Below are 15,563 nucleotides of genomic sequence, written 5' to 3' on the forward strand. Positions count from 1 at the left end.
AACGATGCGGTCTTTTTTTACACTGCGGTTTCAATGGCATGTCACCCAAGAGCCCCTGGCGGTTTCGGGACAACGACATGCACGGACAAGACCCGATTTCACTCCGCCGCCAGCGGCAGGTCGATGAAGTGATGGTCCGGCATTGCCATCAGATCCGCTGAAAATCGCGTCAGGTCATCGGCCAGCGCGTCGAAGCCGGCGGCCTTCTCAAACGTCCGCTCATTCATGTAGAGCCCGCGGTTGACCTCGATCTGCAACGCATGCAGATGGCGCGCCGGGCGGCCATAGTGCTCGGTGATGAAGCCGCCTGCATAAGGCTTGTTGTGGGCGACGGTATAGCCCATGGCGGTCAGCAGGCCGATCGCGGTCTCGGTCAGGGCAGCGGTGGCCGAAATGCCGAAGCGGTCGCCGATTATGAAATCGGGCCGCAGTCCGCTGTCGCCGACGCGGATGCTCGCCGGCATCGAATGGCAGTCGATCAGCACGGCAAAGCCGAAACGGGCATGGGTCCTGGTCAAAAGCCGCTTCAGCGTTTCGTGATAGGGTTTGTAGACGGCCTCGATGCGGGCAACGGCTTCGGCCAGCGGCAAGCGACCGGAATAGATGTCGAGCCCCTCGCCCACCAGCTTCGGCACGGTGCCAAGCCCGCCCGCCACCCGCGCCGAGCGGATGTTGCAGAAGGATGGCACCGGCTCGGCGAACATGCGCGGGTCGAGTTCCCATGGCTCGCGATTGACGTCGAGATAGGCTCGCGGGAAATTCGCAGCCAGCATCGGCGCGCCCAGCGCCACGGCGCCGCCGAACAATTCATCGACGTAGCAATCCTCCGAGCGGCGGATGGCGTTGCGGTCGAGCCTTGCCATGGCAAGGAAGCGTTCCGGATAGTAGCGGCCGCTATGTGGTGAGTTGAACAGGAAGGGGACGCGCTGCTCGGCGCCCGATCGGATTTCGAAGGGTTGAACGACCGAAAAATCCTCGGCTGCCGTCTTCAATTTGCACGAACCCGAAAACACCAATGCATCATCGCATGAAAGTGCCACCTTGCTGGCCGCATGTCCAGCATTTCGCCATCCTCATCGCCTTGCCAAATGCGGATAATGCTTCGCCGCGTTCACTTGATGTTTACCGTCACCTCCTCATATACAGGATGGTTAACGGGCTGCCCGGGCGGCAGTCTCGGGCGGGTGATTCGGACGGGATATCATGGCACGCATTCTTCTGGCGGAAGACGACGACGATATGCGTCGGTTCCTCGTCAAGGCGCTGGAACGCGCCGGCTACCAGGTCAGCGATTTCGACAACGGCGCCAGCGCCTATGAGCGGCTGCGCGAGGAACCGTTCTCGCTGCTGCTGACCGACATCGTCATGCCGGAGATGGACGGCATCGAGCTGGCACGACGCGCCACCGAGATCGATCCCGACCTCAAGGTCATGTTCATCACCGGTTTCGCCGCCGTTGCGCTGAACCCGGATTCCAAGGCGCCGAAAGACGCCAAGGTGCTGTCGAAGCCCTTCCACCTGCGCGATCTCGTCAATGAGGTCGAGAAGATGCTGCAGGCGGCCTGAGCCGCTTTCCACAAGGGCATCGCCGCTGCGGCGAGACGACGCCTTCTTTCCTTTTTTCCTGCTATTGACGCGCCGGACCAAAAGTGGTGTATGCGCGGCTTCGGATGGGCGTGTAGCTCAGCGGGAGAGCACTGCATTGACATTGCAGGGGTCACAGGTTCAATCCCTGTCACGCCCACCATCCTTTCAGATACTTGGCCAAGACCTTGTGCCGGTTGGCCCAGAAACCCGGTCCAAACCTCGGCCGCGTTCTTCTGAAGATCAACGTGGTGGTGGCCACGGACCTCATCGCCATGCCGCGCCCCATTTGGCTCACGACATTCAGATAGATCGATACGGGTTCACCGGCCTGCCCGGCGGCTTCGTCACGCGCGATGTCGTCGAGCATCTTCCATCGGCGCAAGTGTGCGCTGATTCGCCCTCCCGGCCGCACCGGCGGCTGACGCTTGTTCGTTTCCGCAACGCCCCTCCCCAATGCATCGCGCCGCATTGGCTGCCGACCCGACCCACTCTTTTCGCTTGGGGTCCAGGTAGAGGCGGCTGTCGCGAAAACCAGCAGCCGGGGGATCGCACACCGGCCTCCTTCATATGAATGAAGCTGCGGGTTTCAGATCAGCACATATTGCTGGAACTGAAGGCCCATGAGGCATCAGGTTAGTTAGGCTGCTAAAGGCCCACCCGCCATTGCGTGGCCGCCGGACAACCGCATACGCATGGCAGGTGGCTGCAGACTATGATTACCTGGTGGAGCACGGAGCATACCGGAAGACCAACCTCGCCAACTGATCAAGCGCAATGGCAGCGATCTTGAAACGCTGATGCTACGCCAAGGGATCGGTTCAACGTGGCGAGGAGCATCGCGGCTGGAGTTCAAAGAACTGCAGCGCATGCGAGCGTTTGGCCAATGGTTCCGTCGTCGGTCGACGCACGAACCAAGCTGTACCAGCGAACGCTTCGCTGACCGCCGGTCACCGAATAAGGCCCCGATGCGGGGCGGCAGCTTCTTGGAACGCTGTCTGAACGGCCGTCGTCCAGGGGCGGACGAGTGGGTTGTCCGCAGTTCGGAATCGTCTCCGAGACCGGTGCACGTCCAACGCAACGATCACCGCGGCCTTGTCGTCAAAACTCTACAAAATACGGGGGGTCGTCATGCCTGGCGCGGGTGAACGCATCGATCAGGCTCCGGCCCATCATCGCAGTCGCCGGGGCGTTACAGCCATATGTGTCAAATTGACCATGATCGCCATTTTCGTCGCGGTCACCAATTTCGATTTCTGGGATCGCGTCGGGAATCTGTTCGCCAACGGGCGCTTCACCACGCTGGCTCCATTCCTCGCAATCTGGGGACTGGCCATGGTGGCGTTGTTGTTTGCGTCATTCCAGCCCCGGCTCGTCACACGCCTGCTATGGGCCGTGCCGCTTGCACTGTCGAGCGCGGCAGCCTGGGTCTATTTCCAGGTAAGTCACGCCGATCTGTCGGTCTTCGATATCCTTTCCCTCTGGGCAAGTCGCAATTCCATCGGCGAGGCCGCCGGTTTCTACGATCGGCTGATCTGGCCCGCCGTGGCGATCATGGCCTTTGGCGTGACGTCGATTTCGATTCCACCGGCAGTGACAGGCGCCCGGCTCTCGATATGGGTAAGGCGCATGGCGTGGCTCCCGTTGCTGCCGATCCTGATTATCGCGGCCGTGGTCTATGCCAAGGACGGAGGCGGCTCCTCCGGCCTGCCGAAGCAGTTTGCTCCGCTGGCTCTGTCCGCAATGGCCGCGGAGCGGATCGTGACACAAGGCGCCCCGGAGCGCCGCGCCGTCACATGGAACGCCACGGCGCAGGCCAAGCCTCGCAACATCGTCATGATGATCGACGAAAGCGTTCGCGCCGATTTCGTCGATCTCTCGCCTGGCAATTTGTACACACCGAACATCGCCGCCCTAGCCGACAGATTCGTCGATTTCGGTCCCGCCGTGTCCGGCGGCGACTGCAGTGTTTATTCGAACGCCATACTGCGCCTCACGGCGTCGCGCCGCGATCTCGCCCATTCCGTCAACACCAACCCAACGATCTGGCAGTACGCGAAGAAGGCCGGATACCGGACGGTATATATCGACGCGCAGTCGACCGCCAAGGCAGCCGTCCTCCTGGGGAGCACGAATTTCATGACGGTGCGAGAAAAGCGCGACATCGACAAGACCTATTTCATGGACGACGTACGGATGGACCGCGCCGATTTCCGGTTGATCGACATCCTGCGCGGCGAGCTGGCCGGCAGCCAGCCAGTCTTCATTTACGCCAATAAGAACGGCGCTCATTTTCCCTATGACTGGTCCTATCCTGCATCGGAAGCCGTCTACGGACCGACAGTCGTGTCGGCCGGCAAGGACACGGCCATGACACGCTTGGCGTCGTACCGCAATGCGGTCCGCTGGTCGGTCGACCTCTTCATGAAAAAGCTGTTCGAGAGCGCCGATCTTTCGAATACCGCGATGATCTATACGTCCGACCACGGACAGGCGCTGAACGTCGGCAAATCGACCCACTGCACCATCTATGATCCCGATCCGCGTGTGGGTCTTGTTCCATTGATGGCCTATACCGCGGATCCGGCGCTGAGGGCGCGTTTCGCAGTCGGCGCCGCGGCCAATCGCGACAAGGCGAGCCATTTCCAGATCGTCCCCACCGTGCTGGAGCTGATGGGCTATAGTCCCGCCGACATCGCTTCCGAATACGACGAGTCGCTCTTCGCCGCGACGTCCCGCTCCCCGCAATTCACCAGCGGTGACATCTTCGGGTTGTTCTCCGACTCCGTGCATTGGAATTCGATAGATCTGTCAATGAACTACCTCGAGCCTGACGCACAAAGATTGCTGCCGGATATGGCATCAGCGAAGGCTGATGGCCCCTGACGGGGGTTACATTGCAATGAGCTTGGCAGGCTTGATCCCGGACACCTGATCACGCCAGTGGGCCAGCAGATGGTACCTGTATCGCCTGTCATAGATCGGGTCTCCGATGCGGCGCTCGGCAATCGCACCGTGAGGCGTCAGATCCACAACGTCTTCAGCCGGCCGAGCCGCCACCGTGCCTTCGCCAGCCGACCGGATTTCGGCTTCTTGCCAAGCTCGACCCGCCGCCTGATTCTCCTGAAGATCGCATTTCCAGGCTCGATCTTCACCAGCCTTGCCGCCATCTCCACCGCCGACTTCCTGTCGTCCAGCACTTCGAGCAGGACATAGGCCGAGCACGCCATGGCGTAGGGATAGCCGGCCCTTGCCGCCGCGAGGAAGACCTCGAAATCCCTGGCCATCGTCAGGAAGCCGCCAATCCGGTCGGTCAGGATATCCATCATCGGCAACGGAATTTTGGAGCGCAGCCGGGATTGGCTGATCATCAGCGATTTCAGCATGGCCTCGCCGGCAGGATAGTTGCCTTCGCGGAAATGCGCCGCCGCCAGCTTCAGGTCATAAGCGTCGTTTTCCGGATCCAGCGCCTGGGCCTTTTCCAGCAACTCCCTCGCCCGCGCCGGATCGATCTTGTCTTCCAGCGACAGGAACGACCATTGGTAGCCAAAGGCGGCTTCAAGGGCATGATAGTCGGCTTGATGCGCCTGCAATTCCTGCATGATGATTTCCGACGCGCGTGGCTTGCTGAACAGCGCGCTGATGTCCAGGCACGGGACCTCGCCCATGACGGACGCCACCGCCGCGTAGATACTGTTGCCGGCATGGATCTGCTGGCACCTTGCCATCAGCGCCATCTCGAAGAATGCGCTAAGCGCCTCCTCTCCCTTGAAGTCCGCGGCACCGAAATCGTCAGTCCGCATTGCCCCGGTATGCGCGCTGACATAATCGAGCGTCGCGCGGTCCTGGCCGACAAGGAGCGTCGTCAGGCCCTTCGACGAGAGCTCCGACACAACAGCCTTGGCCAGGGTCGAAGGGATGACCTTGTCGGCGAAAACCAGCCTTCTGCGATGGTGGCCGTAGACGATGTCGCCACTGCGAAGATGCAAGGCGGCCATCGGGCCGGGAAAGCGGCATTTGCCGGCGGCATCCAGGGCCTGCCGCACGGCCGGCGCGAACCCGAAGGCCCGCAGCGCTTCGGACCGATCCGGTTGAACACCCTGGTCACGGAAGAAATCGAGAACGTCGAAGTCGTCGCAGATCCAGCCGCGCAGCTTTCCCCCTCTTGCCGCCGCTTCAAGGTCCGACGGTGCGAAGGCCGTGCCGCCGAGGACACCGAAGTCGGCAGGCTTGATCGTATCGCCCAGCCAGTGCTTGTCGATGAAGTCCGCGGAGAAGATCTTCCCGACGACGTCTACCGTATGCGATTCCTGATCGATGATATCCCGGCTGCTCCAGATGAAACCGAAGCGGTAGCCGAGCCTGTCGGCAAGGGCCTTCGCATTGGCCATCGCCAGCAGTCGGCCGCCCAGCCCATCTTCCCTGTTGACGACAATCAGCATCGATCCTCCGTCACGCGGCCCCGAGCCGGACGTCGCCCTTTTCAATGTGGCGGAGAAACCATGCATATGTCTGTTCCAATCCACCGCGAGGTCCGAACGCATCAACCGCCGGCCAGCTGCCGCACGGACGAGCTGTCATTGGCCGTCGCGCTTGCCCGGACCGCCGATTCGATTTCCTGGAAAAGCCGATTGGCGGGTTCCGCCTTGAGGGACAGCGCAGCCATCGCCAAGGCGGCCTCGGTTCTGCCCAGAGCCGTGTGAAGGATCTGGGCCGAGCATGCCGCGGCATAGGGATACCCTGCCTTGGCCGCGGCAAGGTAGAGTTCGAAGTCACCGGCCATGATGTGGCCACGCGCCGAGGGGCGGGTCAGAACCTGCAGAATCCGCATCGGATTTTCGGCGCGGGCGTCGACCTCCTTGAGCATGAACGCTTTCAGAACCGCCTCGCCGCCTTTATAATTCCGGTCTCGAAAATAGCCGGCCGCCATCTTCAATGCATAGGCGGGGTTTTGTGGATCGAGCGCGGCCGCCTTTTCGAGAATTCCCCTCGCCTGCGCCGGGCTGGTGCTGTGTTCCGTCAGCACGAAGGCCGACTGATAACCAAAGGCGGCCTCCAGCGGATGGTAATCGGATTGCCGAGCCTTCAATTCGTCGAGAATGACCGTCGCTGTCCCGCGATTGCCGAACAAGGCTCTTGGCCTGATGACCCGGATGCCGCCCATCACCGACGAGATCGTCGCGAACACGCTGCTTCCCGCATGGATCTGTCGACACCGAGCCATCAATGCCATTTCGAAAAACGCCTTAAGCGTCTCGTCTTCAAACCGGTTCGCGCCGAAATCGTCGGCGAGGAAGGCTCCGGTCTCCGATTTCAGATAGTCGAGCGTTGCCCGGTCCTGGCCGATCACCAGCGTCGCCAGGCCTTTCGACGCCAGTTTCGATACGATCGCCTTGGCTAGAGGTGCGGGAATGACCTTGTCGCAAAACTCCAGTTCCGAGCGATAATTCCCGTGGATGATGTCGCCGCTGCGCAGATGCAGCGCGGCCATCGGCCGGGAAAACCGAGGCTTGCCGGCGGCGGCGATCGTGGCTCTCACGGATTCGGAAAAGCCAAACGTGCCAAACGTCCGATGCCTCGATCGGGCCGACCTGTTGGCGGGCAGCATCGTCCTGAACCAGCCCTGCCGGAACGATCTCAGGATGCGGAAATCATCGCAAATCCATCCCTGGAAGCCGTTTTGAAGGGCGTCGGCCGCCAGGCTGGACCGGGTAAAGCGGGTTCCATCGAGGACGCCGAACCGGGCAGTGTCGATCTTCTCGCCCAGCCAGTGTCTTTCGATGAAATCGGCCGCAAAAACCTTGTCGACGGAATCGACAATATGGAATTGTATGTCGTCGATGGACCGTCGATTCCAGGTGAAGCCGAAACGGCACCCCATTTTGTCGGCGAGACATTTTGCATTGACCATGGCAAGCAGGCGCCCTCCAAGGCCATCCGCCCTGGTCGCCGCCAATGTCTTCGTCGAGAAATCACTCAAGCGGCATCAACTTTCCAGTGTTGTCAGCCGGACCTGGCCGGCTTCGATATGCCGGAGGAACCATGCATAGGTCTGCTCCAGCCCGCTGCGCAGCGAGTACCGGGGGCGCCATCCCGTGGCAAACAGCCGCGAAACGTCCAGCAACTTGCGCGGCGTGCCATCCGGCTTGGTCGCATCGAACGTGATCTCCACGTCTCCGCCGACGATCGAGGCGACCGTCCTGGCCAATTCGGCGATGGTGATGTCCTGACCCGAACCGACATTGACATGGCTTTCCCCGTTGTAGGTTTTCAGGAGGGAGACCAGGGCATCGGCTGCATCGTCGACATGCAGGAACTCGCGCATCGGCGTGCCCGATCCCCACACCTGCAGGGTCTTGTGGCCGGCCTGCTTTGCTTCATGTGCCTTGCGTATCAACGCAGGTATGACGTGGCTGGATTCAAGGTGAAAATTGTCACCTGGACCATAGAGATTGGTTGGCATCGCCGAGATGTAGTTGACGCCGTATTGACGCCGATAGGCCTGACACAGTTTCAACCCGGCGATCTTGGCGATCGCATACCATTCATTGGTGGGTTCGAGCGGGCCGGTCAGCAAGGCCTCCTCGGGGATCGGCTGCGGCGCCAGTTTTGGATAGATGCAGGATGAACCGAGGAACAGCAATTTGCCCACTTCGGTGCGGAAGGCGCCCTCGATGAGATTGGTCTGCACCGCGACATTGTCATAGAGGAAATCGGCCGGAAATCGGTCATTCGCAAGGATGCCGCCGACCTTGGCCGCAGCCATCACCACGGCATCCGGCCGACGTTCAGCCATCCAGCGCCGCACGCCGGCCTGATCGAGGAGATCGAGTTCGGCGCGCGTCGCGGTCAGGATCTCGCAGTCCTCGACCGCCAGCCTGCGCACGACGGCGGACCCGACCATGCCACGATGCCCGGCCACGAAAACCCGCTTGCCTTTGAGATCGAAGGTCTCGTTCATCGCACTGCCTCCGTCAGGAACGGCCACTGGGCCTGTTGTCGGCGCGGGCCAGATCCGACCGCACCATCTCCGCCACCAGATCCTTGAACCCGGTCACATGCGACCAGCCGAGCCTGGTCCTGGCCTTGGACGGGTCGCCGACAAGCAGGTCGACCTCCGCCGGCCTGAAATAGCGCGGATCGATACGCACCAGAACGGCGCCCGAGCCGGCGTCGACGCCAATCTCGTCCACACCGTGCCCCTGCCAGCGAATGGTCCTCCCGGTCTCGGCAAAGGCCAGTTCGGCGAATTCGCGCACCGAGTGCTCCTCGCCGGTCGCCAGCACGAAATCGTCGGCCTCGTCGTGCTGCAGGATACGCCACATGCCCTCGACATAGTCGCGTGCATGACCCCAGTCGCGCCTGGCATCGATGTTGCCGAGATAGAGCGTTTCCTGGCGGCCATGGTGGATCGAGGCAACTGCTCGCGTGATCTTGCGGGTCACGAAGGTTTCCCCGCGGACCGGGCTCTCATGGTTGAACAGGATGCCGTTGGCCGCGAACATGCCGTAGGCCTCGCGATAGTTTACCGTCGCCCAGTAGGCATAGAGCTTGGCGGCCGCATAGGGTGAGCGGGGACGGAAGGGCGTCGTCTCGCGCTGCGGCACCTCGAGGGTCTTGCCGTAAAGTTCCGAAGTCGAGGCCTGGTAGAAGCGCACCGTCTTTTCCAGGCGCAGGATGCGGATTGCCTCGAGCAGCCTGAGCGTCCCCAGGGCATCGGCATTGGCCGTGTATTCAGGTGTCTCGAAACTGACCTGGACATGGCTCTGGGCGCCGAGATTGTAGATTTCGCAGGGCTGCGTCTCCTGCACCAGCCGGATCAGGTTCGTGGCGTCGGTGAGATCGCCATAGTGCAGGAAGAAGCTGGTGTCGCCTTCATGCGGGTCGACATGGATATCGTCGATACGCTCGGTGTTGAACGAGGACGAACGGCGCTTGACGCCGTGAACGATATAGCCCTTTCGCAGCAGCAACTGCGCGAGATAGGCCCCGTCCTGGCCGGTTACCCCGGTTATGAGGGCCACTTTGTCTGCCATCGGCTACTGGTCCACTGATCCGCGCTTCCCCAATACGGGCTGAGACCAATATCGCAAATCTCCCAAGCGGGGGATACTTCTAGCCGAATTTCATGCGGCTCAGACGCCCGCCACGGCGCACAGGCTCTTCATCCGCGATATGGCAAGGTCAGGATCGGCCAGCAGGCCTGCCTGGTCGGCAAGGCGGAAGACCTCCGCATAGTGGCGGATGCCGCGCGCCGACTGCATGCCGCCGATCATCGTGAAATGATCCTGGTGGCCGTTCAGCCAAGCCATGAAGACGATGCCGGCCTTGTAATATTCGGTCGGCGCCTCGAAGATCTTTCGCGACAGCGGCACCGTCGGCGCCATCAGCGCGTCATAGCCGGTCCGGTCGCCCTCGGCGAGCCTTGCCAGGGCGGCATTGGCGACCGGCGCGATGGCGTCGAAAATGCCGAGCAAAGCGTGCGAATGCCCACGGCCGTCTCCGGCGATCAGTTCGGGATAGTTGAAATCGTCGCCAGTGAACATCACGACGCCGTGCGGCAGCCGATCGCGGAGCGCAACCTCCTTGCCGGCATCGAGCAGCGATATCTTTATGCCTTCGACCTTGTTCGCGTGACGTTCGATGATGGCGACCACCGTATCGAGCGCGGTCTCGAAATCGTCGCTGCCCCAATAGCCCTTCAAGGCCGGGTCGAACATGTCGCCCAGCCAGTGCAGGATGACCTTGCCGGAGGCCTGGGCGAGAATCCGGTCATAGACGGCGGCGTAATCGTCCGGTCCCTTCGCCACCGCCGCCAATGCGCGGCTGGCCATCATGATCGCCTTGCCGCCTTGTCCTTCGATGAAAGCGAACTGCTCCTCATAGGCGGCGATCACATCGTCCAGTGTCCTGGCCGACGCCGGCGCCAGATGGTCGGTTCCGGCGCCCGAGGCAAGATCGGCGCCATCGACCGTGCGGGACTCGGCTATCGACCTGCGGATCAAGTCCCGTGCGCTTGGCCAGTCGAAACCCATGCCGCGCTGCGACGTATCCATCGCCTCGGCAATGCGGAAGCCGAGCCGCCACAGATGATGGCGGAACGCCATCGTCCTGTCCCAGTCGACCACGGGCCGCGACCATGGATCGGTCATTTCATGGGGATTGGCAACGACATGCGCGGCGGCATAGGCGACGCGCGAAAATCGCGCGCCGATTACCGGCTGCACCGGCTGTCCGACAAGCGCGTAGCGGCTGCTGTAGCCACCCTCACCAGGCAAGGCAATATCCATCGAGCTCTCCCTTTACCGCGCCTATAAATGGAACGTTCCAATAAATCAAGAACCTTTAAGATTCACGAGCGGCCGTCTGTAAAATGCTGCATCGCAGCACGCCGCTCGTTGCTGGACAGGGTCTATAGCGCCAAACTATCGATTCTTCAGGCCGGGAAAAAATCCCGATTGACTCTCGATTGGAGCAGTGATTAGAACGTTCCAATAAACTTGAACCGAAACCGGGAGGAGATATCGGGATGGCCAGCCGGGCCAAGGCGACGATCTTCGACATTGCCCGCGAGGCAGGCGTGTCCAAATCGACGGTGTCGCTCGTGCTCCAGGGCAGCGGGCTGATCCGGCCCGAGACGGCGGTCAAGGTGCGCAAGGCGATCGAGGATGTCGGCTATGTCTACAACCGCGGCGCCGCCAATCTGCGCAAGGCCCATTCCAACGTCATCGGCATGGTCATCAATGATCTCACCAATCCGTTCTTCGCCGAACTGGCGGTTGGCATGGAGCGCGTCTTCCAGTCGGCCGGCATCGTGCCCTTCATCGCCAATACGGCGGAGAATCCGGTACGCCAGGAAGAGGTGCTGAAGTCGCTGATGGAGCAAGGCGTCGCCGGCCTCATCGTGTCACCGGCGCGCGGCACCACGCCGGGCGCTTTCCGGCGGCTGGAGATGGCTGGCGTGCCGGTCGTCTTCGCCATGCGCCGCTTGCCTGAAAGCCGTATCCCGGTGATCGCGCCCGACAATCATCGCGGCGCCTATCTTGCCGCTGCTCATCTGATCGGCAAAGGCCATCGCCGGCTGGCCTTCTTCGGCGGCACATCGGACCTGGTGGTCTATCAGGAACGGCTGGGCGGCTTTCGCGAAGCCTGCGAGACGCTGGGCATCGCCACTCGCGACGTGCTCGTCATCGAGGGCGAGACCAGCCGCAAGGGCGGCATTGCTTGCCTGGAAACCGCACTCGCAATGGCCGAGCCGCCGACATCGGCGCTTTGCTTCAACGATGCCGTCGCCTTCGGCGTGATGCTGGCATTGCGCAAGCGCCGGCTTGAGCCGGGACCAGATTTCGCCGTCGTCGGCTTCGACGACGTGGTCGAGGCCGAACATTACATGCCGGCGCTGACCAGCGTCGCGGTTGACACAGCCGGTCTCGGCGAACGCGCCGCACACGTCATGCTCAAGATGATCCAGTCGCGCACCACGCGCGCCGAAGACCATATCGGCGCGGTCAATCTCGTTGTCAGGGAAAGCTGCGGCCCGGATCGCCGCACACGAAACAGGCCTGCAGGAACGGGAGGCGCGGCATGAGCGTCAAGTGGGGACTGATCGGCGCCAGCACGATCGCCAGGCAATTCATGATCAATGCCATTCGTGCGCAAGAGGATGGCGAGGTCGCGACGGTGATGAGTTCCAGCCCGGAACGCGCCACGGCCTATGCGCGGGAAAATGGCATTCCAGCCGCCGTGTCGAGCCTCGATGCCTTGCTTGGATCCGGCATCGACGCCGTCTACATCTCGACCACCAACGAGTTGCATCTCGAGCAGGCGCTTGCCGCCATCAAGGCCGGAAAGCATGTGCTGTGCGAGAAGCCGCTGGCGCTGACCAGCGCCGAAGCGCGCAAGATGGTCGCGGCCGCCAGCGCCGCCGGCGTCGTGCTCGGCACCAACCATCATCTGCGCAACGCCGGTGCGCATCGCGCCATGCGGGACGCCATCGCCACCGGCCGCATCGGCAAGCCGATCGCCGCACGCGTTTTCCATTCCGTCTACCTGCCGGAGAACCTGCAGGGCTGGCGCATCACCAAGCCGGAAGCGGGCGGCGGCGTGGTGCTCGACATCACCGTGCACGATGCCGACACGCTGCGCTTCGTGCTCGGCGACGATCCGGTCGAGGTCTCGACCTTCACGCAAGCCGCCGGCATGGCCGGTAGCGGGCTGGAAGACGGCGCCATGTGCATCTGGCGCTTCAAGTCGGGCCTTATCGCCCAGTCGCATGAGGGCTTCACCACCAAATTCGCCGGCACCGGTTTCGAGGTGCACGGCTCGGAAGGCTCGCTGATCGCCGGCAATGTCATGACCCAGAAGCCGGACGGCTCGGTGCTGTTGCGCACGGCCAAGGGTGAGGAGCAATTGAGCTTCGACCGCGAGGATCTCTACGTCAGGTCCGTGCGTCAGTTCCACGCCGCGATCCTCGGCAAGGGCCGGCCTGCCGCCACCGGCGAGGACGGCATCTGGTCGCTCACCGCGGCCGAGGCGGCATTGCAATCGGCTAGCTCCGGCAAGGCCGTCAAGATCGACCCGAAACTCGGGAGCCTGAAGTGAGCAAGGTCGTTTCCGCAACGCAGGCAGCCAGCCTGATCAAGGACGGCATGGTCGTGTCCGTGTCGTCATCGAGCGGCCTTGGCTGTCCGGACGCGGTGCTGGCCGCCATCGGCGAACGTTTCGACGCGGAAGGTCACCCGAAGAACATCACCACGCTGCACCCGATCGCCGCCGGCGACATGTATGGCATCAAGGGCATCGATCACCTTGCCAAGCCCGGCCTGCTGAAGCGCACTTTGTGCGGCTCCTATCCATCCGGCCCCTCCTCCGCCGAGCCGCCGCAGATCTGGAAAATGATCGGCGACAATTCGGTCGCCGCCTACAATGTGCCGTCCGGCATCCTGTTCGACATGCATCGCGAAGCCGCCGCCAAGCGGCCGGGCGTATTGACCAAGGTCGGTCTCGACACGTTTGCCGATCCGCGCCATCAGGGCTGCGCCATGAACGCGGCGGCAAGCGAGCCGATCGTTTCCGTGCAGCAATTCGACGGCGAGGAATGGCTCTATTTCCGCTCGATCGTGCCGCAGGTGTCGATCATCCGCGCCACCACGGCGGACGAGCGCGGCAACCTCACCTATGAGCATGAAGGCGCCTATCTTGGCGGCCTCGAGCAGGCGCTCGCCGCCCGCAACAATGGCGGCGTCGTCATCGCGCAGGTCAAGCGTGTCGTCGAGAACGGCACGCTGAAGCCGCATGATGTGCGCGTGCCCGGTGTGCTGGTCGACCATATTGTTGTCGCGCCCGACCAGTTGCAGACGACGCTGACGCCTTACGACCCGGCGATTTCGGGCGAGATCTTCCGGCCGCTGTCGACCTTCCGCAATGCCGAGATGAACGTGCAGAAGGTGATCGCCCGCCGCGTCGCCATGGAATTGCGCGATGGCATGGCCGTCAACATCGGCTTCGGTATCTCCGCCAATGTGCCGCGCATCCTTCTGGAAGAAGGCCAGCACGGCAAGGTCACCTGGGTGATCGAGCAGGGCGCGGTCGGCGGCGTGCCGCTGCTCGACTTCAAGTTCGGCTGTGCCTCCAACGCCGAGGCGATCATGCCCTCGCCGCACCAGTTCATCTATTTCCAGGCCGGCGGCTTCGACGCCTCGCTGCTGTCCTTCCTGCAGATCGACCGCCACGGCTCGGTCAATGTCTCGAAGTTATCGGCGCGGCCGCATGTCACCGCCGGCGCCGGCGGCTTTGTCGACATCACGTCGCGGGCGAAGAAGATCGTCTTCTCCGGCTTCTTCAATGCCGGCGCGAAACTCTCATTGGCCGATGGCGGCATCCGCATCGACCAGGAGGGCAAGGTCAAGAAGATCGTCAACGAGGTCGAGCATATCTCCTTCTCCGGCAGGCGCGCGGTCGCCCAGGGTCAGGACATCACCTATGTCACCGAGCGCTGCGTGATAAAGCTGACGCCTGACGGGCTGATGGTGACGGAACTGGCACCGGGGATCGATCTCGAGCGCGACGTGCTGGCGCAGTCGGAAACACCGCTTGGCGTCGCAAACGACCTCAAGGTGACTCCGGCCGCGCTCTACCAGGATCGACCAATCGGCCTGTCGCTCAATGGCGGCGCCTCGCTCGGAGGCGCGCATGGCTGAGCCTCTCGTCACCTTCGAGCAGGACGGCGCCATCGGCATCGTCACCTTGCGGCGGCCGGAAAAATTCAACGCGCTGGATATTCCGATGCTGCGGGCGCTGGAAACGGCGCTCGACACGGCCGAGGCCGCTGAAGGCGTGCGCGTCGTGCTGCTGCGTGGCGAAGGCAAGGGCTTTTGCGCCGGCGGCGACGTCGAGGCCTGGGCGCAGATGAGCGCCGCCGATTTCCAGGTGCAATGGGTGCGCTACGGCCACCGGGTGTTCGACCGGCTGGCGAGGCTGCGGCAACCGACGATCGCCGTGCTGTCGGGCCATGCGCTGGGCGGTGGGCTGGAACTGGCCGTCGCTTGCGATTTTCGCGTCGCCGAGGCGCAGGTGAAACTGGGCTTCCCCGAAACCTCGATCGGCGTCGTGCCCGGCTGGTCCGGCACGCAGCGCGCCGTACGCCGCTTCGGAGCCCAGACAGTGCGCCGCTTGGCTTTGGGTGGCGAGATACTTCTCGCCCCCGAAGCGCTGGCGCTTGGCGTGGTCGATAGGGTGGTTGAAACCGGCAACGGCTTGGCCGAGGCCAAAAGCTGGGCCGAAAAAATCGCCGAGCGTGGGCCGTTGGCGACCGAAGCCGCCAAGCTGATGATCGCCGTGGCCGAAGGCGAGGAAAGTGCGGCGGCAACGGAAGCACTGGCCAGCGGTTTCATCGCGCTCTCCGGAGACCTCAAGGCCGGCGTAAGCGCTTTCAAGACCAAGCAGAAACCAGCATTTTCAAGAAGCTAGAGAAAAAATCC

General features: G+C 62.6%; 13 protein-coding genes and 1 tRNA gene. 7 read left to right on the forward strand and 7 right to left on the reverse strand.

Annotated elements, in window-relative coordinates:
* Positions 1-98: 98 nt before the first annotated feature.
* Positions 99-1,040 carry an N-formylglutamate amidohydrolase gene (locus tag FJ977_RS12720; RefSeq protein ID WP_140771865.1) on the reverse strand — a complete coding sequence of 314 codons (942 nt, stop codon included), beginning with the start codon at positions 1,038-1,040 and terminating at the stop codon, positions 99-101.
* Between the two features lie 163 nt (positions 1,041-1,203).
* On the opposite strand from FJ977_RS12720, the gene FJ977_RS12725 reads away from it, so the two are divergent.
* Together FJ977_RS12725 and FJ977_RS12730 are read left to right on the forward strand one after the other, a co-directional pair.
* Positions 1,204-1,566, forward strand: coding sequence for a response regulator (locus FJ977_RS12725; RefSeq protein WP_006199474.1), 363 nt, complete (start codon positions 1,204-1,206; stop codon positions 1,564-1,566).
* Positions 1,567-1,672: 106 nt separating this feature from the next.
* Positions 1,673-1,747, forward strand: a tRNA-Val gene (locus FJ977_RS12730).
* On the opposite strand, the gene FJ977_RS12735 is transcribed toward FJ977_RS12730, so the two are convergent.
* On the reverse strand, positions 1,736-1,954 hold the full coding sequence (locus tag FJ977_RS12735) for a hypothetical protein (RefSeq protein ID WP_140771867.1): 219 nt from the start codon (positions 1,952-1,954) through the stop codon (positions 1,736-1,738). The genes FJ977_RS12730 and FJ977_RS12735 overlap by 12 nt on opposite strands.
* Positions 1,955-3,228: 1,274 nt before the next feature.
* On the opposite strand from FJ977_RS12735, the gene FJ977_RS12740 reads away from it, so the two are divergent.
* Positions 3,229-4,470 (forward strand): sulfatase-like hydrolase/transferase, encoded by a 1,242-nt coding sequence (locus tag FJ977_RS12740; protein WP_181179805.1) that lies wholly within the window; start codon positions 3,229-3,231, stop codon positions 4,468-4,470.
* 137 nt (positions 4,471-4,607) lie between these two features.
* Here the strand turns inward: FJ977_RS12740 and FJ977_RS12745 are convergent, their stop codons facing one another.
* The 5 genes from FJ977_RS12745 to FJ977_RS12765 form a co-directional block, all read right to left on the reverse strand.
* Positions 4,608-6,026: a tetratricopeptide repeat protein gene (locus FJ977_RS12745; protein WP_246683047.1), complete on the reverse strand. Its 1,419-nt coding sequence runs from the start codon at positions 6,024-6,026 to the stop codon at positions 4,608-4,610.
* Positions 6,027-6,127: 101 nt separating this feature from the next.
* Positions 6,128-7,564, reverse strand: a complete 1,437-nt coding sequence (locus FJ977_RS12750) for a hypothetical protein (RefSeq protein ID WP_140771871.1) — start codon at positions 7,562-7,564, stop codon at positions 6,128-6,130.
* 6 nt (positions 7,565-7,570) lie between these two features.
* The gene (locus FJ977_RS12755) at positions 7,571-8,545 is read right to left on the reverse strand and encodes a GDP-L-fucose synthase (RefSeq protein WP_140771872.1); all 975 of its coding nucleotides are present in this window, start codon (positions 8,543-8,545) and stop codon (positions 7,571-7,573) included.
* Positions 8,546-8,558: 13 nt separating this feature from the next.
* Positions 8,559-9,620 (reverse strand): GDP-mannose 4,6-dehydratase, encoded by a 1,062-nt coding sequence (gmd, locus tag FJ977_RS12760; protein WP_140771874.1) that lies wholly within the window; start codon positions 9,618-9,620, stop codon positions 8,559-8,561.
* Between the two features lie 99 nt (positions 9,621-9,719).
* Positions 9,720-10,874, reverse strand: a complete 1,155-nt coding sequence (locus FJ977_RS12765; protein ID WP_140771876.1) for a dihydrodipicolinate synthase family protein — start codon at positions 10,872-10,874, stop codon at positions 9,720-9,722.
* Between the two features lie 239 nt (positions 10,875-11,113).
* On the opposite strand from FJ977_RS12765, the gene FJ977_RS12770 reads away from it, so the two are divergent.
* From FJ977_RS12770 to FJ977_RS12785, 4 genes are read left to right on the forward strand one after another with little or no spacing between them, the layout of a single operon-like run.
* A complete protein-coding gene (locus FJ977_RS12770) occupies positions 11,114-12,172 on the forward strand; it encodes a LacI family DNA-binding transcriptional regulator (RefSeq protein WP_140771878.1) in 1,059 nt (352 codons plus the stop codon).
* Entirely contained in the window at positions 12,169-13,185 is a 1,017-nt protein-coding gene (locus FJ977_RS12775; protein WP_140771880.1) for a Gfo/Idh/MocA family oxidoreductase, read from the forward strand. Before FJ977_RS12770 ends, FJ977_RS12775 begins: the two co-directional genes overlap by 4 nt.
* Entirely contained in the window at positions 13,182-14,783 is a 1,602-nt protein-coding gene (locus FJ977_RS12780; RefSeq protein ID WP_140771882.1) for an acyl CoA:acetate/3-ketoacid CoA transferase, read from the forward strand. Before FJ977_RS12775 ends, FJ977_RS12780 begins: the two co-directional genes overlap by 4 nt.
* On the forward strand, positions 14,776-15,552 hold the full coding sequence (locus FJ977_RS12785) for an enoyl-CoA hydratase/isomerase family protein (RefSeq protein WP_140771884.1): 777 nt from the start codon (positions 14,776-14,778) through the stop codon (positions 15,550-15,552). Before FJ977_RS12780 ends, FJ977_RS12785 begins: the two co-directional genes overlap by 8 nt.
* Positions 15,553-15,563 lie beyond the last annotated feature (11 nt).

This window comes from Mesorhizobium sp. B2-1-3A, assembly GCF_006442655.1.
Taxonomy (GTDB): domain Bacteria; phylum Pseudomonadota; class Alphaproteobacteria; order Rhizobiales; family Rhizobiaceae; genus Mesorhizobium.

Coding starts and splice junctions, on each gene's coding strand:
- FJ977_RS12745 (WP_246683047.1), bottom strand. CDS start 6,026: ATGCTGATTGTCGTCAACAGGGAAGATGGGCTGGGCGGCCGACTGCTG.
- FJ977_RS12725 (WP_006199474.1), top strand. CDS start 1,204: ATGGCACGCATTCTTCTGGCGGAAGACGACGACGATATGCGTCGGTTC.
- FJ977_RS12775 (WP_140771880.1), top strand. CDS start 12,169: ATGAGCGTCAAGTGGGGACTGATCGGCGCCAGCACGATCGCCAGGCAA.
- FJ977_RS12765 (WP_140771876.1), bottom strand. CDS start 10,874: ATGGATATTGCCTTGCCTGGTGAGGGTGGCTACAGCAGCCGCTACGCG.
- FJ977_RS12735 (WP_140771867.1), bottom strand. CDS start 1,954: ATGCTCGACGACATCGCGCGTGACGAAGCCGCCGGGCAGGCCGGTGAA.
- gmd (WP_140771874.1), bottom strand. CDS start 9,620: ATGGCAGACAAAGTGGCCCTCATAACCGGGGTAACCGGCCAGGACGGG.
- FJ977_RS12785 (WP_140771884.1), top strand. CDS start 14,776: ATGGCTGAGCCTCTCGTCACCTTCGAGCAGGACGGCGCCATCGGCATC.
- FJ977_RS12755 (WP_140771872.1), bottom strand. CDS start 8,545: ATGAACGAGACCTTCGATCTCAAAGGCAAGCGGGTTTTCGTGGCCGGG.
- FJ977_RS12770 (WP_140771878.1), top strand. CDS start 11,114: ATGGCCAGCCGGGCCAAGGCGACGATCTTCGACATTGCCCGCGAGGCA.